Annotated in this window: 21 protein-coding genes; 15 read left to right on the forward strand and 6 right to left on the reverse strand. The window is 64.6% G+C overall.

All coding sequences use genetic code 11. The features are described 5' to 3' along the window. Positions 1-42: 42 nt before the first annotated feature. Together PQQ95_RS07065 and PQQ95_RS07070 are read right to left on the reverse strand one after the other, a co-directional pair. Positions 43-1,089: a dipeptidase gene (locus PQQ95_RS07065; RefSeq protein WP_408436214.1), complete on the reverse strand. Its 1,047-nt coding sequence runs from the start codon at positions 1,087-1,089 to the stop codon at positions 43-45. Between the two features lie 17 nt (positions 1,090-1,106). Further along, entirely contained in the window at positions 1,107-2,549 is a 1,443-nt protein-coding gene (locus PQQ95_RS07070) for an aldehyde dehydrogenase family protein (protein WP_408436979.1), read from the reverse strand. A 103-nt stretch (positions 2,550-2,652) separates the two neighbouring features. Between PQQ95_RS07070 and PQQ95_RS07075 the strand changes: the two genes are divergently transcribed. From PQQ95_RS07075 to PQQ95_RS07145, 15 genes are all read left to right on the forward strand, one after another. Then, complete coding sequence (locus PQQ95_RS07075) at positions 2,653-3,573, forward strand: LysR family transcriptional regulator (RefSeq protein ID WP_408436217.1); 921 nt, start codon at positions 2,653-2,655, stop codon at positions 3,571-3,573. Positions 3,574-3,830: 257 nt separating this feature from the next. After that, on the forward strand, positions 3,831-4,304 hold the full coding sequence (locus tag PQQ95_RS07080) for a ferritin-like domain-containing protein (RefSeq protein ID WP_408436220.1): 474 nt from the start codon (positions 3,831-3,833) through the stop codon (positions 4,302-4,304). 378 nt (positions 4,305-4,682) lie between these two features. Further along, positions 4,683-6,473, forward strand: coding sequence for a PHA/PHB synthase family protein (locus PQQ95_RS07085; RefSeq protein ID WP_408436222.1), 1,791 nt, complete (start codon positions 4,683-4,685; stop codon positions 6,471-6,473). 10 nt (positions 6,474-6,483) lie between these two features. Continuing rightward, positions 6,484-7,887 (forward strand): bifunctional enoyl-CoA hydratase/phosphate acetyltransferase, encoded by a 1,404-nt coding sequence (locus PQQ95_RS07090; RefSeq protein WP_408436225.1) that lies wholly within the window; start codon positions 6,484-6,486, stop codon positions 7,885-7,887. Further along, positions 7,884-9,077, forward strand: a complete 1,194-nt coding sequence (locus PQQ95_RS07095) for an acetate/propionate family kinase (protein ID WP_408436228.1) — start codon at positions 7,884-7,886, stop codon at positions 9,075-9,077. Before PQQ95_RS07090 ends, PQQ95_RS07095 begins: the two co-directional genes overlap by 4 nt. An 8-nt stretch (positions 9,078-9,085) precedes the next feature. Beyond that, the gene (fabI, locus tag PQQ95_RS07100) at positions 9,086-9,847 is read left to right on the forward strand and encodes an enoyl-ACP reductase FabI (protein WP_408436980.1); all 762 of its coding nucleotides are present in this window, start codon (positions 9,086-9,088) and stop codon (positions 9,845-9,847) included. A gap of 23 nt (positions 9,848-9,870) precedes the next feature. Continuing rightward, positions 9,871-11,391 (forward strand): F0F1 ATP synthase subunit beta, encoded by a 1,521-nt coding sequence (gene atpD, locus PQQ95_RS07105; RefSeq protein ID WP_408436981.1) that lies wholly within the window; start codon positions 9,871-9,873, stop codon positions 11,389-11,391. Next, entirely contained in the window at positions 11,388-11,846 is a 459-nt protein-coding gene (locus PQQ95_RS07110) for a F0F1 ATP synthase subunit epsilon (RefSeq protein WP_408436231.1), read from the forward strand. The genes atpD and PQQ95_RS07110 overlap by 4 nt, the downstream gene beginning before the upstream one ends. Next, positions 11,843-12,235, forward strand: coding sequence for an AtpZ/AtpI family protein (locus PQQ95_RS07115; RefSeq protein WP_408436234.1), 393 nt, complete (start codon positions 11,843-11,845; stop codon positions 12,233-12,235). Before PQQ95_RS07110 ends, PQQ95_RS07115 begins: the two co-directional genes overlap by 4 nt. A 2-nt stretch (positions 12,236-12,237) precedes the next feature. Next, positions 12,238-12,516 carry an N-ATPase subunit AtpR gene (locus PQQ95_RS07120; RefSeq protein WP_408436236.1) on the forward strand — a complete coding sequence of 93 codons (279 nt, stop codon included), beginning with the start codon at positions 12,238-12,240 and terminating at the stop codon, positions 12,514-12,516. Next, complete coding sequence (locus tag PQQ95_RS07125; RefSeq protein WP_408436239.1) at positions 12,513-13,199, forward strand: F0F1 ATP synthase subunit A; 687 nt, start codon at positions 12,513-12,515, stop codon at positions 13,197-13,199. The genes PQQ95_RS07120 and PQQ95_RS07125 overlap by 4 nt, the downstream gene beginning before the upstream one ends. Before the next feature lie 8 nt (positions 13,200-13,207). Then, positions 13,208-13,456, forward strand: a complete 249-nt coding sequence (locus tag PQQ95_RS07130; protein WP_408436242.1) for a F0F1 ATP synthase subunit C — start codon at positions 13,208-13,210, stop codon at positions 13,454-13,456. Between the two features lie 13 nt (positions 13,457-13,469). Then, positions 13,470-14,231: a F0F1 ATP synthase subunit delta gene (locus PQQ95_RS07135; protein WP_408436245.1), complete on the forward strand. Its 762-nt coding sequence runs from the start codon at positions 13,470-13,472 to the stop codon at positions 14,229-14,231. Beyond that, entirely contained in the window at positions 14,212-15,759 is a 1,548-nt protein-coding gene (locus tag PQQ95_RS07140; protein WP_408436248.1) for a F0F1 ATP synthase subunit alpha, read from the forward strand. The genes PQQ95_RS07135 and PQQ95_RS07140 overlap by 20 nt, the downstream gene beginning before the upstream one ends. Further along, the gene (locus PQQ95_RS07145; RefSeq protein WP_408436251.1) at positions 15,756-16,613 is read left to right on the forward strand and encodes a F0F1 ATP synthase subunit gamma; all 858 of its coding nucleotides are present in this window, start codon (positions 15,756-15,758) and stop codon (positions 16,611-16,613) included. Before PQQ95_RS07140 ends, PQQ95_RS07145 begins: the two co-directional genes overlap by 4 nt. A gap of 67 nt (positions 16,614-16,680) precedes the next feature. Here the strand turns inward: PQQ95_RS07145 and PQQ95_RS07150 are convergent, their stop codons facing one another. From PQQ95_RS07150 to PQQ95_RS07165, 4 genes are all read right to left on the reverse strand, one after another. Then, complete coding sequence (locus tag PQQ95_RS07150) at positions 16,681-16,917, reverse strand: UDP-glucose 4-epimerase (protein ID WP_408436254.1); 237 nt, start codon at positions 16,915-16,917, stop codon at positions 16,681-16,683. A gap of 205 nt (positions 16,918-17,122) precedes the next feature. Continuing rightward, the gene (locus tag PQQ95_RS07155) at positions 17,123-18,163 is read right to left on the reverse strand and encodes a zinc-dependent alcohol dehydrogenase family protein (protein WP_408436256.1); all 1,041 of its coding nucleotides are present in this window, start codon (positions 18,161-18,163) and stop codon (positions 17,123-17,125) included. 175 nt (positions 18,164-18,338) lie between these two features. Next, positions 18,339-19,085 carry a beta-ketoacyl-ACP reductase gene (locus PQQ95_RS07160; protein ID WP_408436259.1) on the reverse strand — a complete coding sequence of 249 codons (747 nt, stop codon included), beginning with the start codon at positions 19,083-19,085 and terminating at the stop codon, positions 18,339-18,341. Continuing rightward, positions 19,075-19,260 carry a hypothetical protein gene (locus tag PQQ95_RS07165; RefSeq protein WP_408436262.1) on the reverse strand — a complete coding sequence of 62 codons (186 nt, stop codon included), beginning with the start codon at positions 19,258-19,260 and terminating at the stop codon, positions 19,075-19,077. Before PQQ95_RS07165 ends, PQQ95_RS07160 begins: the two co-directional genes overlap by 11 nt. Positions 19,261-19,331: the final 71 nt, after the last annotated feature.

The raw sequence follows: 19,331 nt of genomic DNA on the forward strand, positions 1-19,331 counted from the left end.
GGCGGCGCCGTTTGAATTGTTGGGAATGAGTCAGCGGCGCGGCTAGGACATCGCGACCGCGCAGCGTTGCGCTTCACCTGTCTCGGGCGCGGCCGAGTAACGACTGTTTTCCGCGTCACGCAGAATCCGCATCCAGTTGCCGCCCATGATCTTCGCGATGTCGGCGTCGGCAAAACCGGCGCGCTCCAGCGCGGCCGTCAGGTTCGGAAAGTCCGCGCTCGAACGGAACCAGCTGACCGGTTCCGGCCATGCGGCATTGCTCGCGCTGCCTTCGCCAAAATCCGTCTCCTTGCTCCAGCGGCCATTGCGCATCCACTCGAGCACGCTATAGGGCTGCCCCTGGCACAGATCGCTGCCGATGCCGACGTGGTCGATACCGACCAGATCGACAGTCCGCGCCACCATGTCGGTGAATTCGCCGGGCGTACAACGGCTGCCGTTCTTCAGATGAAACGGATAGAGGCTGAATCCGGCGAGCCCGCCGCGCGACGCCAGAACACGTAATACGTGGTCCGATTTGTTGCGTTTGGCTTCGTGGAAAAAGCTCGGATTCGCGTGACTGATCACGATCGGCTGCGCGGAAATCTCGATCGCCTCCAACGTGGAACGCTCGGCGCTGTGCGACATATCGACGATCATGCCGACGCGGTTCATTTCCTCGATCACCACACGGCCAAACCGCGTGACACCGCTGTCGGAGGACTCATAGCAACCTGTCGCAAGCAGGCTTTGATTGTTATACGTCAGTTGCATGGTGCGCACGCCGAGATCGCGGAACACCTCGACGAGACCGATGTCGTCCTCGATCGGCGAACAGTTTTGCAATCCGTACAGAATCGCGATCTTGCCCGCGCGCTTTGCGCGTGCAACGTCGTCCATCGTGCGCGCCGGCATCACGAGGTCGCTATGCTGCTGATAAAGTGCGTTCCACTCGGCGATACGCGACAGCGTTTCGCGTGCATTCTCCCAGTAGACGATCGTCACATTGACCGCGGCCACGCCGCCGGCACGCATCTCTTCAAAAATCTGCCGGTTCCAGTTCGAGTACTGGGTGCCGTCGATGACAAGCAAAGCGTTATGGATGCTCATGGTGTTTCCCAGTCCGTTCAGGCGCGCGTGTAAGAAGTTTTCAGCGTCGTATAGAACTCGGCTGCATTGGGACCCTGCTCGCGCGGGCCGTAGCTCGAAGCCTTACGACCGCCGAATGGCACGTGATAGTCGGTGCCCGCAGTCGGCAGATTCACCATCACACAGCCAGCCTGGGCATGGCGGCGAAAATGCGTGGCGTGCTTGAGCGATTGCGTGACGATGCCCGCCGTCAGACCGAACGGCGTATCGTTCGAAACGGCCAGCGCCTCCTCGTAGTCGCGCACCGGGATCACGCACGCAATCGGGCCGAACACTTCGTCGCGATTGAGTTGCATGTCGTTGCGGCCTTCGTCGAACAAGGCCGGCGACATGCAATACGCGCGTTCGGGCTGCGCGAGATGTTCGCCACCCTGCACGAGCCGCGCGCCTTCGCGCTGGCCGATCTCGATGTACCGAAGATTCTGTTCGAGTTGGCGTGCGTCGACGACGGGGCCCATCTGCACGCCGTCGTCGAGCGCACGCCCCACCTTCACGCTGCGCAGTTTTGCGGCGAGCCGTTCGACGAACGGCCGGTGCACGGCGTGCGTCACCACCAGTCGCGACGAGGCGGTGCATTTTTGTCCCGTGCCCGAATAGGCGCCCTGAAACGCGCATTCGACGGCGAGGTCGAGGTCCGCATCGTCGAGCACCACGAGCGCGTTCTTGCTGCCCATCTCCATCTGCAGCTTGATGAGATTGGGCGCGGCGACGCCCGCGATGCGCCGGCCGGTCTCCACCGAGCCGGTAAAGGAAATGCCGTTGACAGATTGCGATGCAGCAAGCTCGTTGCCAACGGATGCACCCGCGCCCATCAGCAGGTTAAACGCGCCGGCCGGCAACGCCTGGCGGCTGATGATTTCCGTGAGCGCCCAGGCACTGGCGGGCGTCAGATTGGCCGGCTTGAACAACACGGCATTACCGAACGCGAGCGCGGGTGCGATTTTCCAGCTCGCGGTTGCCATCGGGAAATTCCAGGGCGTGATCACGCCGACGACACCGAGCGCCTCACGCTGGATATCGATCTCGATGCCCGGGCGGACCGAATCGGCTTTGCCGCCTAGCTGGCGGAGCACCTCGGCGGCGAAGTAATGGAAGAACTGCCCGGAACGGTAGACTTCGCCGACGCCTTCCGCGAGCGTCTTGCCCTCTTCCCGCGCCAGTTGCCGTCCGAGTTCCGGGCTCCGGGCGATCAGCTCGTCGCCGATGGCCCGCAACACGTCGTGCCGCTTTTCCAGCCCGGTCGCGGCCCAGACGGGTTGCGCCGCCGCTGCGGCCGAAATGGCTGCCTGCACCTGTGCGCTGGTCGCCTGCGTGTAGCCGCCGATCAGATCGTTCGTGTCGGACGGACTGCGGTTCTCGACAACCGTTTCGCCGGCCACCCAGTGGCCGTCGATCCAGTTCAAAAAGGTCTGCGAATTCATCATCGGTCTCAATGCGTTTGACATGGGACCGATTCTAGAAACAAGGTTAAAATAATCAAAACCAATTGTTCTGATAGAAATATTTGCAAAACTTATCTAGGCCATGGATCATTTCCCTGATGTGAAGATCGCGCAGCTGCGGCACTTCGTTTCCGTCATCGAGCACGGCGGTTTCAAGGCTGCCGCAAAGGCCGTGTTCCGCAGCCAGCCCGCGCTGTCGCTATCCATCAAGGAACTGGAAACCGCGCTCGGCGCGCCGCTCTTCGAAAAGGGCAGTCACGCAACGCCAACGCCGTTCGGCTCCATGTTCTATGGCGAAGCGAAGAAGCTCGTCGAGCACTACGAACGCACGATTGCCGCATCCATCGACGTCGCACGGGTGCGTGGCGGCAGCGTGCGGGTTGCCGCTGTGCCGTCTATCGCGCACGAGTTGTTGCCGCGCGCGATCAGCCGCTTCACCGCGCGATATCCGGGGATCCAGCTTCATGTGGAAGACGGCACTGCGGCGTACATCCACGATCGTGTACGCTCCGGCGCGATCGATTTCGGCATTGCCGGCGAGCCGGATCTCGAGGCAGAGCTGAGCTTTACGCCACTGATCGCAGACGTGATGTGCGTGGTCGTGAATGCCGGACACGCGCTGTTCAAACAACGCCACATCGAATGGCGCGATCTGTCGGGGTACCGGTTGATCGGCAACGGCACGATGCGCGCCCTGCCCGCCGCGGTACGCGAAGCGGCGGCCGAGCAGGACGAACTCTTCATCGCCAACACCACCACGCTGCTCGCCGCGGTCGAGGGCGGCGTCGGGCTCACCGTGTTGCCCTACCTCGCAAAGCAGCGTTACCGCGAAACGCTGCGGTTCATTCCACTCGATGCACCGCGAATCGAACGCACAGTGGGTTTCGTCGAGCTTGCGGGCAGATCGCTCAGCCCGGCGGCGGATGCGCTGCGGGCGAGCTTCGTTGAGGACCTCGATGCGTCACATTTTTCCGCGTTGGTGCGCCGGTTGCTTCCCGATTGACTCCCTGCTTCATGCGAAAGCCTGCGAGCGAAGCGCGTATCAACGATTGCCCCAAGGGAATCCTTCCCCCTCGCCTGCCGCCTCCCGCCGCTCGCCGCTCGCCGCTCGCCTCTCCCCAACGCGTGCGTCCGAACTAATACCTTGCGCGATCGACCTGCGGGACTACATTTAATCCATATCCGTCGAGACCCTATGGCGTGATAAGACTGGCGAATCGCGGAATGCGTCTGTTGCGGTGATCTGAAAGGAGAGACCAAATGGCAGAGATCGACAAGGAAGACGTCGTTGCCGTGCTGAACCGGATTCTCGAATCCGAGTTGGCCGGCGTCGTTCGATATACGCACTACTCGTTTCTTGTTTTCGGCTTCGGACGCATTCCGATCAGATCCTGGCTGCGCGAGCAGGCCGACGAATCGCTGTTGCACGCCCAGCAGGTCGGAGAATGGATCACGACCTTGGGCGCCTATCCGTCGCTTGCGATCGGCCCCCTCCTCGACTCGCACACCTTCGATATCACGTCGATCCTCCGCGAGTCGCTGCAGGCCGAGAACCTCGCGCTGGGGCTTTATCGCGAACTGCTCGCGCTGGTCGAGGACCGCTCCGTTGCGCTCGAGGAGTTCGCCCGCCAGATGATCCACGTCGAAGAGATGCACGCGGGCGAAGTCGACAAGATGCTGCGCCGGCCTGGAGAAATGACGACGTCGGCCGAACAACAGCCGGGCCAAGCCTGATTGAACTGGCGATGGCGGCATCGCGGATGTGAACGCCGCGATGCAGAAACTCGTCTTTCGCACACCCGTCGCCAACTTTCGCATCGCAATCAACACACCGCTCGACGCCCAGTCAGCGACGTAGCGCCCCTTGAAGCGCTTAAAAACGTCCGCACCCCCGATTGATCCAGATCAACAGTACACCGCTATCCGACAGCTACAGTCGGTCGGTGCAAGCTTTGCTGCCCCGCACAACGGTGTGGCGGAAGGTGACCCACGCGGCGTGATTTTTTCACGTAGCGAACGGTTTTAGCCGGCCGTGCCGCCGGCCCGTTCATCGCGTCTCGCGAGAGCAGGGTTCCAGCACACGCCGCGCCACCCTACGCCGAGGACATCCAGATGGACACCCGCTTCAGGCCCGTTTCCGCCGCCGTTCAAGCCGCTCCGAATACCCTGCCCGTCCCCACATCAGCCGAGCCGTTCCGCGCGCTCGATCATGCCAAGGAAGCATTCATCGCCCGCCTGAGCGCGGGTCTGTCTCCCGCGGCGCTCGCGCTGGCCTGGTCCGACTGGCTCATCCATCTCGCAGCCGCGCCTGGCAAACAGCTGGAACTGGCCTCGCTCGGCATTCAGGACGTGAGACGTATCGCCGGTTATCTGTTTCACGCTTCGCGGGGTGACTACGCTACGCCGCTCGCCGAACCGTCGGCAGCAGACGAGCGTTTCCGTGCCGACGTATGGCAAACCGAGCCGTACCGGTTCTGGCAGCAGGCATTCCTGTTGACCGAGCAATGGTGGAACGCGGCCACGCGCGGCGTGCCCGGCACCACGCGCCATCACGAAGATGTGGTGTCGTTCGCTGCTCGCCAGTGGCTCGACGTCATCGCGCCGACGAACTTTCCGCTCAGCAATCCGGAAGTCGTACAGCGCGCCGCGGCGACGCTCGGCACGAGCCTCGCGCAAGGCATGGGGAACGCGCTGGAAGATGTTCGTCGTCAGGCGAGCGGCCAGCCGCCGGCCGGACTCGATCAGTTCAAGGTCGGCGTCAATCTCGCCGTCACGCCCGGCAAGGTGGTGTTTCGCAACCACCTGATCGAACTCATTCAATACAGCCCTGCTACCGCCAAGGTGCTGGCCGAGCCGGTATTGATCGTTCCGGCCTGGATCATGAAGTACTACATTCTCGATCTGTCACCGCACAATTCGCTGATCCGCTATCTGGTCGAACAGGGCCACACGGTGTTCTGCATCTCGTGGCGCAACGTCGGCGCGGAAGACCGCGATCTCAGCCTCGACGACTACCGGCAACTCGGCGTGATGGCGGCGATCGATGCGATCTCAACGATCGTGCCCGATCACCGGATTCACGCGACCGGCTATTGTCTCGGCGGCACGCTGTTGTCGATCGCCGCCGCCGCGATGGCCGGCGCCGGTGACGACCGGCTGGCGTCGGTTTCACTGTTCGCGGCACAAACGGATTTCAGCGAACCGGGCGAGCTGCAGTTGTTCATCGACGACAGCGAAGTCTATTTCCTCGAAAGCATGATGTGGTCGCAGGGCTATCTCGCGGCCAATCAGATGGCCGGCGCATTCCAGTTGCTGCAGTCGAACGATCTGATCTGGTCGCGCGTCGTCCACGACTATCTGCTCGGCGAGCGCGCGCCGATGATCGATCTGATGGCATGGAACGCGGACGCCACACGCATGCCGTACCGGATGCATTCGGAGTATCTGCGGCGTCTGTTTCTCGACAACGATCTGGCGTGCGGCCGGTATCAGGTGGACGGACGGCCGGTGTCGATCCGCAATATCCGCGTGCCTCTGTTCGTGGTCGGCACGGAACGCGATCACATCGCACCGTGGCACTCGGTGTTCAAGATTCACAACTTGTCCGACACCGATATCACCTTCGTGCTGACGAGCGGCGGCCACAATGCCGGCATCGTCAGCGAACCGGGACATCCGCACCGCCACTTCAGGTTGAAACACACGGCAGCGGACGATCTGCGCATCGGTCCCGATGCATGGGTGGACACCGTGGCACCGCAGGAGGGGTCGTGGTGGACCGCATGGACCGACTGGCTTGCCGCCCATTCAGATCCGAAACGCATCGCGCCGCCCGCCATGGCGGGAAGCAACGGCGCCCAGGCGCTCGCCGACGCCCCCGGCACCTACGTCCTGCAAGCCTAGGAGCCACACCATGAACGACATGCTGCTGCACAACCGGACCTTCGACGAACTCGCGATCGGCGAATCCGCCTCGCTCGTGCGCATCGCCGGGCAGAACGACATCGATCTGTTCGCCGCGATGTCGGGCGACGTCAACCCCGCGCATATGGATGCGGCCTTCGCATCGACCGACCTGTTTGGCCACGTCGTGGTGCACGGCATGTGGACCGCAGCGCTGATCTCCGCGCTGCTCGGCACCCGCTTGCCAGGACCCGGCACGATCTATCTCGATCAGACCTTGCAGTTCCGTCGCCCGGTCACGCCAGGCGATACGATCACCGCCACCGTGACGGTCAAGGAAAAACGTATCGGGAAGCGCATCGTGCTGCTCGATACGGTTTGCACCAACCAGAAAGGCGACGTGGTGCTGCTGGGTCTCGCCACCGTCATCGCGCCTGCCACGCCGATCGTCTTGCCGGCCATGCCGCGTCCTGAGGCCGCCATCCGCCGGCATGACCGCTACGAGGCGTTTATCCGCGAGGCGCGTCTGCGGCCGGCGTTGCGCACCGCGATTGTTCATCCCTGCTCGCCGGATGCAATCCGTGCAGCGCTCGCGGCCCGCGACGAAGGGCTGATCGATCCGCTTCTGATCGGGCCGGAAGCCAGAATCCGCGCTGCCGCCGAAGCCGCTCACCTCAGTCTCGAAGGGGTGGACATCGAATCAACCGAGCACAGCCATGCGGCCGCCGCGCGCGCGGTCGAACTGGGCACGGCGGGCAAGATTGGCGCGTTGATGAAAGGCAGCCTGCATACCGACGAACTGCTCTCCGCCGTCGTCGCCAGCGGCTCGGGGCTGCGCACCGCGCGCCGCATCAGCCATGTTTACGCAATGGACATACCGGCCTATGCAAAACCGCTGGTGGTCACCGATGCCGCCGTCAACATCGCGCCGACGCTCGATCAGAAGCGCGATATCTGCCAGAACGCCATCGACCTGTTGCACCTGCTCGGCGTCGACGTGCCGCGGGTCGCCGTCCTCGCGGCAGAAGAAACGGTCAACCCGCGCATGCCGACCACGCTCGACGCCGCCGCACTCACGGTCATGGCCGCACGCGGGCAAATCACGGGCGCCATGGTGGACGGTCCGCTCGCTTTCGACAACGCAATCAGCATGGCGGCGGCGCAGATCAAGGGCATCGCCTCGCCGGTCGCGGGCCAGGCCGACATTCTGCTGGTGCCTGATCTCGAAGCCGGCAACATGCTGGCCAAACAACTGGTGTATTTCGCCGGCGCCGACGCGGCAGGCATCGTGCTCGGTGCCCGCTTGCCGATCATTCTGACGAGCCGCGCCGACAGCGTGCGCGTCGGTCTCGCTTCCGCCGCCCTCGCCCGGCTCGCATCCGAACGCGCTCACGGAGGGTCAACCCCATCATGAACGATCCGCTTCTGCTCACCTTCAATCCCGGCTCGTCGACGGTCAAGATCGGCCTGTTCCGGGTCACGTCGGGCGCCGCCGTGAGAATCGGCCAGGGCACGATCGACTTCCGGCAGCAGCCATTGCGCCTGCATCTCAACAACAATGGCGAGACGAGGGATATTCCGCTCATCTCGCGCGTGACCGACGATCTGCACGACGTGCTCGACGAAACGCTCGGCTGGTTCGCCACGCACTTCCCGCTCGACGATCTCGTTTCGGTCGGCCATCGCGTCGTGCATGGCGGCGACCATTTCACCGGACCCGTGGCGATCGACGACGACACGCTCGCCGCGATTACCGCCCTCGTGCCGCTCGCGCCTTTGCATCAACCGCAAAGCCTGCGGCTGATCCGCGCGATCCGGCATCTGCGGCCTCACCTGATCCAGTCGGCCTCCTTCGATACCGCGTTTCACCGCACGCAAACCGATCTCGTGCGCCGTTTCGCGATTCCACGCCAGCTTTTCGACCAAGGTATCAAGCGCTACGGTTTTCACGGCCTGTCCTATCAGTTCATCATCGGTCAACTCATGCAGCAGTTCCCGCGGCTTGCACACAGCAACGTAGTCGCGGCACATCTGGGCAGCGGTGCAAGCCTCGCGGCTTTCGATGACGGGAAGAGCTGCGACACCAGCATGGGCTTCTCGACGCTCGACGGCATTCCGATGTCGACCCGCTGCGGCGCGCTCGACGCCGGCGTCGTGCTGCATCTGCTTGAACAACAGCGCATGAGCGCTGCCGAGATCGAGGACCTGCTGTACACGAAGTCGGGCCTGCTCGGCGTCTCGGGCCTGAGCGCGGACAGCCGCGAATTACTGGCCAGCCGCCGCCCCGAAGCGCGCGAAGCACTGGACCTCTTCGCCTTCCGGATTGCGGGCGAAGCGGCGCGCCTCGCAACCACGCTCGGCGGCCTGGACACGCTCGTGTTCACCGCGGGAATCGGTGAACATCAGCCGGAAGTGCGCAGCGCGGTATGCGAGCGGCTGGCGTGGCTCGGCGTCGAACTCGACCGCCAGTTGAACGCCGGCAACGCGCGCGTAATCAGCAGCGCACGCAGCCGGGTGACGGTGCTCGTCCTGCCGACCGACGAAGAACAGATCATCGCGAACGAAGCCGTGGCTATCCATCACCGTGAGGAATCCACGTCATGAATCCGATCATCGATCTGTCGGGCAAGCGAGGCCTCGTGGTCGGCATTGCCAACGAGCACAGCATTGCCACCGGCTGCGCAAAACTGTTCCGGGCCGCCGGCGCGGAACTCGCCGTGACGTATCTGAACGACAAGGCCGAACCCTATGTGCGCCCGGTCGCCGAAGCACTTCAGGCACCGCTGGTTTTACCGTGCGACGTCACCGTTCCGGGCCAGCTCGAAGCTTTATTCGAACGGATTACGAAGGATTGGGGACGGCTCGACTTCCTGCTCCACTCAATCGCCTTCGCGCCCGCCGACGCGCTGCACGCGAGTCTGATCGACTGCCCGGCCGAGGGCTTCGCGCTCGCCATGGGGGTATCGTGCCATTCGTTCATTCGCATGGCGAAGCTCGCTTTGCCGCTGATGGCCGAGGGCGGCAGCCTGATGACCGTGAGCTTTTACGGCGCCGAGCGCGCCGTCGATCATTACAACGTGATGGGACCGGTGAAGGCGGCTCTCGAATCGAGCGTGCGCTATCTGGCCGCCGATCTGGCCGCACGCCGCATCCACGTCCATGCCATTTCCGCCGGTGCAGTGAAGACACGCGCGGCATCCGGCATCGACCATTTCGACGCGCTGCTCGACGATGTTCGCATGCACACGCCAGCGCAACACCTTGTCACCATCGAGGAAATTGGACGCATCGCCGCGGTATTGGCAAGCGAGGCCGGCATGACATTGACCGGCTCCACGATTTACGCGGACGCCGGTTTCCATATCACAGCATGACCATGGCCGAAGAACGTTTCGACATGCGGCCCGACACGCCATCAACAGATGCCCCGTCCGGGCAGGCGCCCGTTGCGACGGTTCATGGTCGCGTAATCGCGGTGCGCGGCGCGGTCGTCGACGTCGCTTTCGACGGCGTGGCGCTTCCCCTTATCGAAGAAGCGCTTTCGATCGTCACGGATGAAGGGCCGCCGATCATCGCCGAAGTGCAGGCCCATCTGGACGATGCCACGGTACGCGCGCTCGCGTTGCAATCCACCAATGGCCTGCGGCGCGGTGCGCCCGTTCAGGCGACCGGCGGCCCGATCCAGGTGCCGGTCGGCGAAGCCATGCTCGGCCGTCTGATCGACGTCACCGGCACGCCGGGCGATCGCGGCGTGCCCTTGCCGGCCGACGTCCCGCGCCGGCCGATCCATCGCCGGCCGCCGCCGCTGTCGTCGCAGGGCGCCGCCACGGAGATCTTCGCGACCGGCATCAAGATCATCGATCTGCTCACGCCGCTCGCGCAAGGCGGCAAGGCCGCGATGTTCGGCGGCGCCGGGGTCGGCAAAACCGTGCTGGTGATGGAACTGATTCACGCGATGGTCGAGCGCTACCAGGGCATCTCGGTCTTCGCCGGGGTCGGCGAGCGCTCACGCGAAGGCCATGAAATGCTGCTCGACATGCGCGGCTCCGGCGTCCTGCCGCGCACCGTGCTGGTGTACGGGCAGATGAACGAGCCACCCGGCGCGCGCTGGCGCGTGCCGCTCACCGCGCTCACCGTGGCCGAATACTTTCGCGACGAACGGCACCAGAATGTCCTGCTGCTGATGGACAACGTATTCCGTTTCGTTCAGGCGGGCGCGGAAGTGTCCGGCCTGCTGGGGCGGCTGCCGTCGCGGGTCGGCTATCAGCCGACCCTGGCAAGCGAAGTGGCCGCGTTGCAGGAGCGCATTGTGTCGGTCGGCGACGTCTCGGTGACGGCCATCGAGGCGGTCTACGTGCCGGCCGACGATTTCACCGACCCGGCCGTCACCACCATCGCCGCGCACGTGGACAGCATGGTCGTGCTGTCACGCTCCATGGCCGCCGAAGGCATGTATCCGGCAATCGATCCGATCGCGTCGTCGTCGGTGCTGCTCGATCCGCTTGTCGTCGGTGAAGCGCATGTGGCCATCGCCACCGAAGTACGGCGCACCATCGAACACTATCGTGAACTGCAGGACGTGATTTCGCTGCTGGGCGTGGAAGAACTCGGCGCCGACGACCGCCGCATCGTGGGCCGCGCGCGCCGGCTGCAACGCTTTCTGACCCAGCCGTTCGCCGTCACCGAAGCGTTCACCGGCGTACCCGGCCGCTCCGTCGCGGTCGCCGACACGCTCGCCGGTTGCAAGGCGATTCTGGCGGGCGATTGCGATACGTGGCAGGAAAGCTCGCTCTACATGGTGGGCACGCTCGACGAAGCACGCGCACGGGAAGAGGCTTCGCACCCGGCCACGCCGCCCGCCGTTGCATCCGCCGTGGCCACGGTCCCACCGCCTGCCACAACAGGCGCCGCGAAATGAGCCAACCTCTCCACCTGACGATCGCCACGCCGGCTGCGGTACTGGTCGATAGCACCGAGGTCATGGCGCTACGCGCGGAAGACGAAAGCGGCAACTTCGGCATTCTGCCCGGCCACGCGGACTTCCTGACCGTGCTCGTGCCGTGTGTGATCCGCTGGCATGGCGCCGATAACGCGCCGCATTTCTGCGCAGTGGAAGGTGGCGTGCTGAGAGTCGCGCAAGGTCGCAGCGTCACGATCGCGTGTCGCGACGGCATTCGCGGCGACACGCTCGTGGAATTGCAGGCGGCCGTCGAGGCGGCTCGCGCGAAGCGCCTGGATATGGCGCGGCGCGCTCGCGTCGAACAAACCCGTCTGCATGCGCAAGCGGTTCGGCAGTTGTTGCGCTATCTGCGCCCGGGCGCAGCGCCCGCCCTGCGCGACGATAACGGCGCGCACAGCAAGGAGGGAGCATGAACCGCGATGACGGCCAGGATCGCGGTCAAAAACGCGGCAACACGGCCGGCGAGTCGACCGGCAAACCGGCCGACCCGTCCAACCCTGCAGCCAACCCGTCAATCGATCCTTCAGCCGAGCGCGTCTCACGCGCGGCCCGCCAAGCCGCTCTGCGGGAGCGCGAAGCACGCGACGAACCCGAGCCGTCGCTCGGCGCGCGCCTCGGCCAGATCGGCATTCTCGGCTGGACGATCGTGGTGCCGACGCTACTCGCGCTCGCGCTCGGTCATTGGCTCGATCGTTATTTCGGCACCGGCGTGTTCTTTTCCGCGCCACTGCTGATGATCGGCGCGGGCATCGGTTTATGGTCCGCATGGAAATGGATGCACCGGCAAACGAGGAGAAAATGACCATGACATCCCATTCTGTTTTCGCCGCCCAGATGGCAATCGGCCTCGTCGCCGGGATGCTGGCGGGCTGGATCCATTTCACGGGTTTGCGCTGGAACGTGCGGCTGCTGATCGCCGGTGCGCCCGGCCGGGCGATCGGTTTGCAACTGGCCCGCCTCGGCGTGCTGGCTGTGGTCTTCGTCGTGCTGGCACGGCTCGGACCCTGGCCGCTATTGGGGGGCGCCGCCGGGCTGCTGCTCGCGCGGCATTGGGTAGTGCAACGGGTCAGGGTGCAACCATGATGCATTCTCCACTTGCCACCGAGCCGCTCTTTCACCTGGGGCCCGTGCCGGTGTCGGCGCCGGTGGTCACGACGTGGGTCATCATCGCGTTGCTGGGGGCGGCCGCGGCGCTGATCACACGGCGCCTCGCGCTGGTGCCGTCGAAAGCGCAGACGGTGCTGGAGTTGCTGGTAAGCACGGTCGACGACCAGATCCGCGACACGATGCAGACCGAACCGGGCGCCTACCGCTCGCTGATCGGCACCCTCTTCCTGTTCATTCTGATCAGCAACTGGTCCTCGCTCGTGCCGGGCGTCGAGCCGCCGACGGCGCACGTCGAGACCGACGCCGCGCTCGCGCTGATCGTGTTCTGCGCGACGATTTTTTACGGCGTGCGCACCCGCGGCCTCGGCCGCTATCTTGCGACCTTTGCCGAGCCCACCTGGATCATGATCCCGCTGAACGTGGTCGAGCAGATCACGCGCACCTTTTCGCTGGTCGTGCGTCTGTTCGGCAACGTGATGAGCGGCGTGTTCGTGGTCGGCATCGTGCTGTCGCTCGCCGGGCTGCTGGTGCCGATTCCGCTAATGGCGCTCGATCTGCTGACCGGCGCGGTGCAAGCCTACATTTTCACCGTACTGGCGATGGTTTTTATCGGCGCGGCGCTCGCCGACGCTTCACCGCAACCCACGAATCAACAATAAGGCACGTCATGAACAATCTCATCCAGGTCGTCAGTATTCTTGCCGCGGCCATCGCGGTCTCGTTCGGCGCAATCGGGCCGGCGCTCGGCGAAGGCCGCGCGGTCGCCGCCGCCATGGACGCGCTGGCACGCCAGCCCGAATCGGCCGGCACCATTTCGCGCACGCTATTTGTCGGGCTGGCGATGATCGAGACGATGGCGATCTATTGCCTCGTGATCGCACTGCTGGTTCTGTTCGCCAATCCGTTCATCAAGTAAGCGCGAGACCGTCATGCATATCGACTGGTGGACGCTCGGACTGCAAACCGTCAATGCGCTGATCCTGATCTGGCTGCTCGCGCGGTTTCTATTCCGGCCGGTCGCCCGGATGGTCGCTGAGCGCCAGCAAGCCGCCGCCTCGCTGATGAACGATGCCGCCGCGGCCAAAGCGGAGGCCGGCGCCGCGCAGGCCCAGGCCGCCGCGGAAATGGCGCGGCTTGCGCAGCAGCGCGGGCAGATTCTCGAAGCCGCCGCTGCGGAGGCCGCCGCGCTGAAGGCATCGCTCGAGAGCGCCGCGCACGCCGACGCCGACCGCCTGCGGGCCGCCGCCCAGGCCGAGATCGATGCCATGCGCCGCGACGCGGCCCAGTCCGACGCCGCGCGGGCCTCGCAACTGGCGCTCGACATCGCTGCGCGCTTACTTGACCGCTTATTTGACCACTTGCCGCCGCAAGCGCGCGTCGCGGGTTTTATCGACGGCCTCGCTGCCGCGCTCGCCAACTTGCCGGACGCCACCCGTGCGCAACTGGATAACGGCGGCGACGGCTTGCGGCTCGTCGCCGCGCGCGCCTTGAGCGGCGACGAACTGGCCAGTTGCCGCGCGGCACTCGCGCAAGTGCTCGGCCGCGAGGTCGTGCTCGAGGCGTCGGTCGACCCGGCCATCATTGCCGGACTCGAACTCGAAGCGCCTCATGCGATCGTGCGCAACAGCTTTCGCGATGACCTCGCGCACCTCAAAACGGAACTGCTCGGCCATGACACCCATCCCGCCTGATTCAGCAGCAGACGACTGGCTTGCGCGCAGCCGCGCCACGCTGGCACAAACCCGCTTCTCCGCGCATGCGCAAACGGTGGGGCGCGTCGAGCACGTCGCCGACGGTATTGCGCTCGTCTCGGGTCTGCCCGACGTGCGGTTGAACGAACTGCTGCGCTTCGACGGCGACCGGCTCGGTTTCGCGCTCACGCTCGATGCCGGCACGATCTCCGCGGTCCTGCTCGACAATGGCGACGCAATCGCCGCGGGCTCGCGCGTCGCCGGCACGGGCCAGGTGGTCGAGGTGCCGGTCGGGCCCGGTCTGCTTGGCCGGGTGGTCGATCCGCTCGGCCGGCCGCTCGATCGCGACGAAGCCGTGCCGGCTGCCGCGCGTATGCCGATCGAGCGCCCCGCGCCTGCGATCATCGAGCGCGATCTGGTCACGCAGCCGGTGGCGACCGGGATTCTGCTGATCGACGCGTTGTTCGCGATCGGCCGCGGGCAACGCGAGCTGATCATCGGCGACCGCGCGACCGGCAAGACCTCGATTGCGCTCGATACGATCGTCAACCAGAAAAACTCCGACATGATCTGCGTGTACGTGGCGGTCGGTCAGCGTGCGACGGCGGTGCAGCGCGCAATCGACGCGGTCCGCCAGCACGGTGCGCCTGAACGATGCGTGTTCGTCGTCTCGTCGGCGGCGGCCTCGCCCGGTCTGCAATGGATCGCACCTTTTACGGGAATGACGATCGCCGAATATTTCCGCGACCGGGGACAACACGCGCTGGTGGTGATCGACGATCTGACGAGACACGCTGCCACGCACCGGGAACTGGCGTTGCTCACTCGCGAGCCGCCCGGCCGCGAAGCCTACCCCGGCGATATCTTCTATCTGCATGCGCGGCTGCTGGAACGGGCGGCGAGGCTCTCGGGCGAACTGGGCGGCGGTTCGCTGACCGCGTTGCCGATTGCGGAAACCGACGCCGGCAATCTGTCCGCCTATATTCCGACCAATCTGATCTCCATCACCGACGGGCAGATCGTGCTCGACTCCGGCCTGTTCGCAGCGAACCAGCGCCCCGCGGTGGACGTCGGCCTGAGCGTGAGCCGGGTCGGCGGCAAGGCGCAAACCGCCGCGCTGCGCAGCGTGTCGGGACGGCTGCGGCTCGACTATTCGCAGTTTCTGGAGCTCGAAATGTTCACGCGCTTCGGCGGGCTCAGCGATGCGCGGGTCAAGGCGCAGGTCGCGCGCGGCGAGCGTATTCGCGCGCTGATTACGCAACCGCGCTTTACCCCCTTGCGTCCCGTCGACGAAATCGCCCTGCTCGCCGCGCTCGACAGCGGCGTCTTCGACGCGTTGCCCATCGACAGCATTCCGTTCGTGCGCACGCGGCTGGCCGCGCATCTGGATGCGCACGGCGGCGCGGCAGCGGCGGCCGCCCTCACGGCGACGGGCACGCTCGACAATGAAACGCGCGCCGCGCTCGTCGTGGCGGTACGCGACCTCGCCGGGCAGTTGACAACGACAACCGAGGCCGTCTCGCCGTGAGCAATAAACTCAGCGACGTCGAGGCACGCATTGCGAGCGTGCACGAACTCGAATCCGTGGTGAGCGCGATGCGCGGCATCGCGGCGGCGCGTTCCCAGGAGGCGCGCAACCGGCTCGATGGCATCCGCGCGTGCGCCGATATGATCGGCTCCGCAATCGGCGACGCGCTGATGCTCGACGAGCGCGGCGCGCAAACCACACCCGCCGGCGCCGGTCCCGGTGCGCATGTGGTGATCGTTGTGTGTGCTGAACAGGGCTTCGTCGGCACCTTCAACGAACACATGATCGAGGCGGCGGCGCAACTGCCAGCTTCCAACACCTGCGATTACTTCGTGATCGGCGGGCGCGGCGCCGTGGTGGCCGAGGCGCACGGGCTCAGTATCGGCTGGTCCGCGCCGATGGTCGCCCACGCCGACGAGGTCGCGGCGCTGGCCAGCCGGATTACCGAAGCGCTGTACGAACGTCTGGAAACAGGCCGCACAACCCGCGTGACGATGCTCCATGCGGTGCCGCAGTTGTCCACGGCCATCGACATCGTGCAGAAATCGTTGTTGCCGTTCGATTTCACGCGCTTCGCCGTTCCTGTGCGTCGCCTCGCACCGCTCGTCACGCTTGCGCCGCGGCACCTGCTGGCGGAACTCGCCGAAGAGTATGTCTACGCACAACTGTGCGAAGCGCTCATGCTGTCGTTTGCCGCTGAAAACGAAGCCCGCATGCGCGCGATGATTGCCGCGCGCACCAACGTTCACGACACACTTGACCAGTTGACCGGCGAGTTCCGTCGGTTGAGACAGGAAGAAATCACCGCGGAAATCGTCGAGTTGTCCGCGGGCAGCCCCGCCGTCGACGCCTGAGTGTGGCGCCTTTGCCTAAACCCTGAGTGTGACGTCCGCGCCTAAACCCTGAATATGGCGCTTCTGCCTAAACCGACAACGTCTTCGACATCTTGAGCTGGACCCAGACCATCCCTTCACGCAGCCCGGCGAGCACGGCCTCACGTTCGCTCGGAAAAATGCTGTCGTGCCTGAACTCGTGCGTGAACATGCCTTCCGGCGTGCTGTGGCTGAGCAGGATCGTACAGTCGAAACCACCCGTCGTTTGATGCGTCTCAGCCGACACAGACCAATCGCCATCGAAAACTTTTCCGGAAAGCGCCATGAATCGCTCCTGATTCTTCGTCCACTTAAAGTAAAAAGAGGCTGCATGCAACAACGCGCGTGGGCCGCGCGCCGCAAGCTAACCCACGATCAGATCGTCGACCACCGCATGCACGGCTGATGACGACTACGCAGCGCAGCGCCGACGGTATGACCCGTGCCTCGCGTTTGATCGATCCGGTTATCCGTACGGCACGACGCCCCGTTCACGACACGTCGATGATCACTTTCAGCGCGTGCGTCTCGGCTGCGCGGCTGAAGGTGTCGTAGGCGCCGGTTACATCCTCAAGCTGGAAACGATGCGTGATGAGCCGTGCGGGATCGATACGGCCCGCGCGAACGGTCTTCAGGAGCATCGGCGTGCTGATGGTGTCGACCAGACGCGTCGTGATCGCAATATTGCGATCCCAAAGTGTGTCGAGGTGCAGATCGGCTTTGACGCCATGCACGCCCACATTCGCAATCACGCCGCCGGGCGCAACGAGCGACTGGCACAATTCGAACGTGGCGGGTACGCCGACTGCCTCGATCGCGCAATCGACACCCGTCTGCTCAGTCAACTCCATCACGGCCGCAACGGGGTCGTTGTGGCTGATATCGACGCATGCGGTGGCGCCGAAACGGCTTGCCACTTCAAGACGGTTCGGATCGCGGTCGATCATGACGATCTGCGCCGGCGAATAGAACTGCGCGGTCAGAAGCGCGGCGAGGCCGATCGGCCCGGCACCCACAATAGCGACCGTACTGCCGGGCTGAACCTTGCCGTTCAGCACGCCGCATTCGAAGCCGGTGGGCAGGATGTCGGAGAGCATCACGAGCGCTTCTTCATCCGCGCCCGCGTGGATCGGATACAGGCTCGTCTCCGCGTGCGGAATACGCACGTATTCGGCTTGCGTGCCGTCAATCTTGTTGCCGAGAATCCAGCCGCCGGTCGTGCAATGCGAGTACATGCCACGCCGGCAGTAAGCGCATTTTCCGCACGACGAAATACACGAAATCAGCACCCGGTCGCCGGGTTTGAACGACGACACCGCCGCGCCGACCTCCTGCACGATGCCGACGCCTTCATGACCGAGAATGCGCCCCGGCTCGCAGGTCGGCACATCGCCTTTGAGAATATGCAGATCGGTGCCGCAAATCGTCGTGCGCGTCATCTTGACGATCGCATCGGTGGGCGCAAGCAAGGTGGGAATCGGCCGTTCGTCGAGCGATTTCTTGCCGGGGCCGTGATACACGAGCGCTTTCATGTGCTACCTCCATTGATCGGAACGATCCTGCTATACGACCGACTTTAGGTTGGCTCGCGGCCTGGCGATTGACATGTATCAAGCGATATAGCTATTGCGAGGCTACGGCTGCCCGGGATCCCGCAAACCGGCGGCGAGCGGACACGCGCGGATCTGACGTGCCGGCCACGCCGCGTCAGCCCATATGCATACCGCCGTTGATCGCGAAATCCGCGCCCGTCACGAAACTCGCGTCGTCCGAGCAGAGAAATGCCACCAGCGCGGCAACCTCGTCGGGTTGGCCAAGGCGGCCGAGCGGAATCTGCGGCAGAATTTTCGTCTCCATCACCTCCTTCGGTACGGCCGCCGTCATGGCGGTCGCGAGGTAGCCGGGTGAGACGGTGTTGACGGTCACACCATGTTTCGCGACTTCCAATGCCAGCGACATCGTGAAGCCGTGGATTCCGGCTTTCGCCGCCGCATAGTTGGTCTGGCCGAAAGCGCCACGCGCGCCGTTGACCGATCCGACATTGACGATGCGCCCGAAGCGCCGCGCGATCATGCCGCCTAGCAAAGGCTTGGTCATGTTGAACAGCGAATCGAGATCGGTGCGCAGAACCGCATCCCACTGCTCCTTGCTCATTCGGGCAAAGGTCGAATCGCGTGTGATGCCGGCGTTGTTGACCAGCACGTCGACCGAACCGAATTCGGCGAGCACGCGTTCGGCGCAATGCGCGCACGAGTCGAAACTTGTCACGTCGGCTTCGTAGGCATGGAAGTGCCGGCCCGCGTCGCGCTCGTGCGTCAGCCAGGTGGCCACGTGATCGTTGCGTTCCGAATGCGACATGGCAACTACCATGCCGGCGTCGTGAAGACGCCGGCTAATCGCGGCGCCGAGTCCGCCCATGCCACCGGTGATAAAGGCAACCCGCTTATCCGACATGCTGTTCTCCTTCCGGCGCGCGGCGGCATCCCGTCGTGGCGAGATCGCGTTTGATGCGCGGCATCTCGAACTGGCAAGCTGGCTGGCGGCCTTTGTGTCCGGAACGCTGCATTCGAAGTGCAAGTCCCGGATTCGCGCGATGCGGATCGAGCGGGATGGTGGGGTCAGTTGCCATGATGATCCTCGGGTCGTTTCGGTGGCTTGCAAGCGCACTTGCCATTCTCACTGCCGTTCAGCGCGAGGCAG

Origin of the sequence: Paraburkholderia caffeinilytica (assembly GCF_046030355.1) — a bacterium.
Lineage (GTDB): Bacteria > Pseudomonadota > Gammaproteobacteria > Burkholderiales > Burkholderiaceae > Paraburkholderia > Paraburkholderia caffeinilytica_B.

Excerpts from the sequence above, each read along its gene's own strand:
- PQQ95_RS07075 (WP_408436217.1), top strand. The coding sequence starts at position 2,653 with ATGGATCATTTCCCTGATGTGAAGATCGCGCAGCTGCGGCACTTCGTT.
- PQQ95_RS07085 (WP_408436222.1), top strand. The coding sequence starts at position 4,683 with ATGGACACCCGCTTCAGGCCCGTTTCCGCCGCCGTTCAAGCCGCTCCG.
- PQQ95_RS07110 (WP_408436231.1), top strand. The coding sequence starts at position 11,388 with ATGAGCCAACCTCTCCACCTGACGATCGCCACGCCGGCTGCGGTACTG.
- PQQ95_RS07125 (WP_408436239.1), top strand. The coding sequence starts at position 12,513 with ATGATGCATTCTCCACTTGCCACCGAGCCGCTCTTTCACCTGGGGCCC.
- PQQ95_RS07150 (WP_408436254.1), bottom strand. The coding sequence starts at position 16,917 with ATGGCGCTTTCCGGAAAAGTTTTCGATGGCGATTGGTCTGTGTCGGCT.
- PQQ95_RS07090 (WP_408436225.1), top strand. The coding sequence starts at position 6,484 with ATGAACGACATGCTGCTGCACAACCGGACCTTCGACGAACTCGCGATC.
- PQQ95_RS07140 (WP_408436248.1), top strand. The coding sequence starts at position 14,212 with ATGACACCCATCCCGCCTGATTCAGCAGCAGACGACTGGCTTGCGCGC.
- PQQ95_RS07080 (WP_408436220.1), top strand. The coding sequence starts at position 3,831 with ATGGCAGAGATCGACAAGGAAGACGTCGTTGCCGTGCTGAACCGGATT.
- PQQ95_RS07120 (WP_408436236.1), top strand. The coding sequence starts at position 12,238 with ATGACATCCCATTCTGTTTTCGCCGCCCAGATGGCAATCGGCCTCGTC.
- PQQ95_RS07130 (WP_408436242.1), top strand. The coding sequence starts at position 13,208 with ATGAACAATCTCATCCAGGTCGTCAGTATTCTTGCCGCGGCCATCGCG.
- PQQ95_RS07065 (WP_408436214.1), bottom strand. The coding sequence starts at position 1,089 with ATGAGCATCCATAACGCTTTGCTTGTCATCGACGGCACCCAGTACTCG.
- PQQ95_RS07135 (WP_408436245.1), top strand. The coding sequence starts at position 13,470 with ATGCATATCGACTGGTGGACGCTCGGACTGCAAACCGTCAATGCGCTG.
- PQQ95_RS07165 (WP_408436262.1), bottom strand. The coding sequence starts at position 19,260 with ATGGCAACTGACCCCACCATCCCGCTCGATCCGCATCGCGCGAATCCG.
- PQQ95_RS07115 (WP_408436234.1), top strand. The coding sequence starts at position 11,843 with ATGAACCGCGATGACGGCCAGGATCGCGGTCAAAAACGCGGCAACACG.
- atpD (WP_408436981.1), top strand. The coding sequence starts at position 9,871 with ATGCGGCCCGACACGCCATCAACAGATGCCCCGTCCGGGCAGGCGCCC.
- PQQ95_RS07095 (WP_408436228.1), top strand. The coding sequence starts at position 7,884 with ATGAACGATCCGCTTCTGCTCACCTTCAATCCCGGCTCGTCGACGGTC.
- PQQ95_RS07160 (WP_408436259.1), bottom strand. The coding sequence starts at position 19,085 with ATGTCGGATAAGCGGGTTGCCTTTATCACCGGTGGCATGGGCGGACTC.
- PQQ95_RS07070 (WP_408436979.1), bottom strand. The coding sequence starts at position 2,549 with ATGAATTCGCAGACCTTTTTGAACTGGATCGACGGCCACTGGGTGGCC.
- PQQ95_RS07155 (WP_408436256.1), bottom strand. The coding sequence starts at position 18,163 with ATGAAAGCGCTCGTGTATCACGGCCCCGGCAAGAAATCGCTCGACGAA.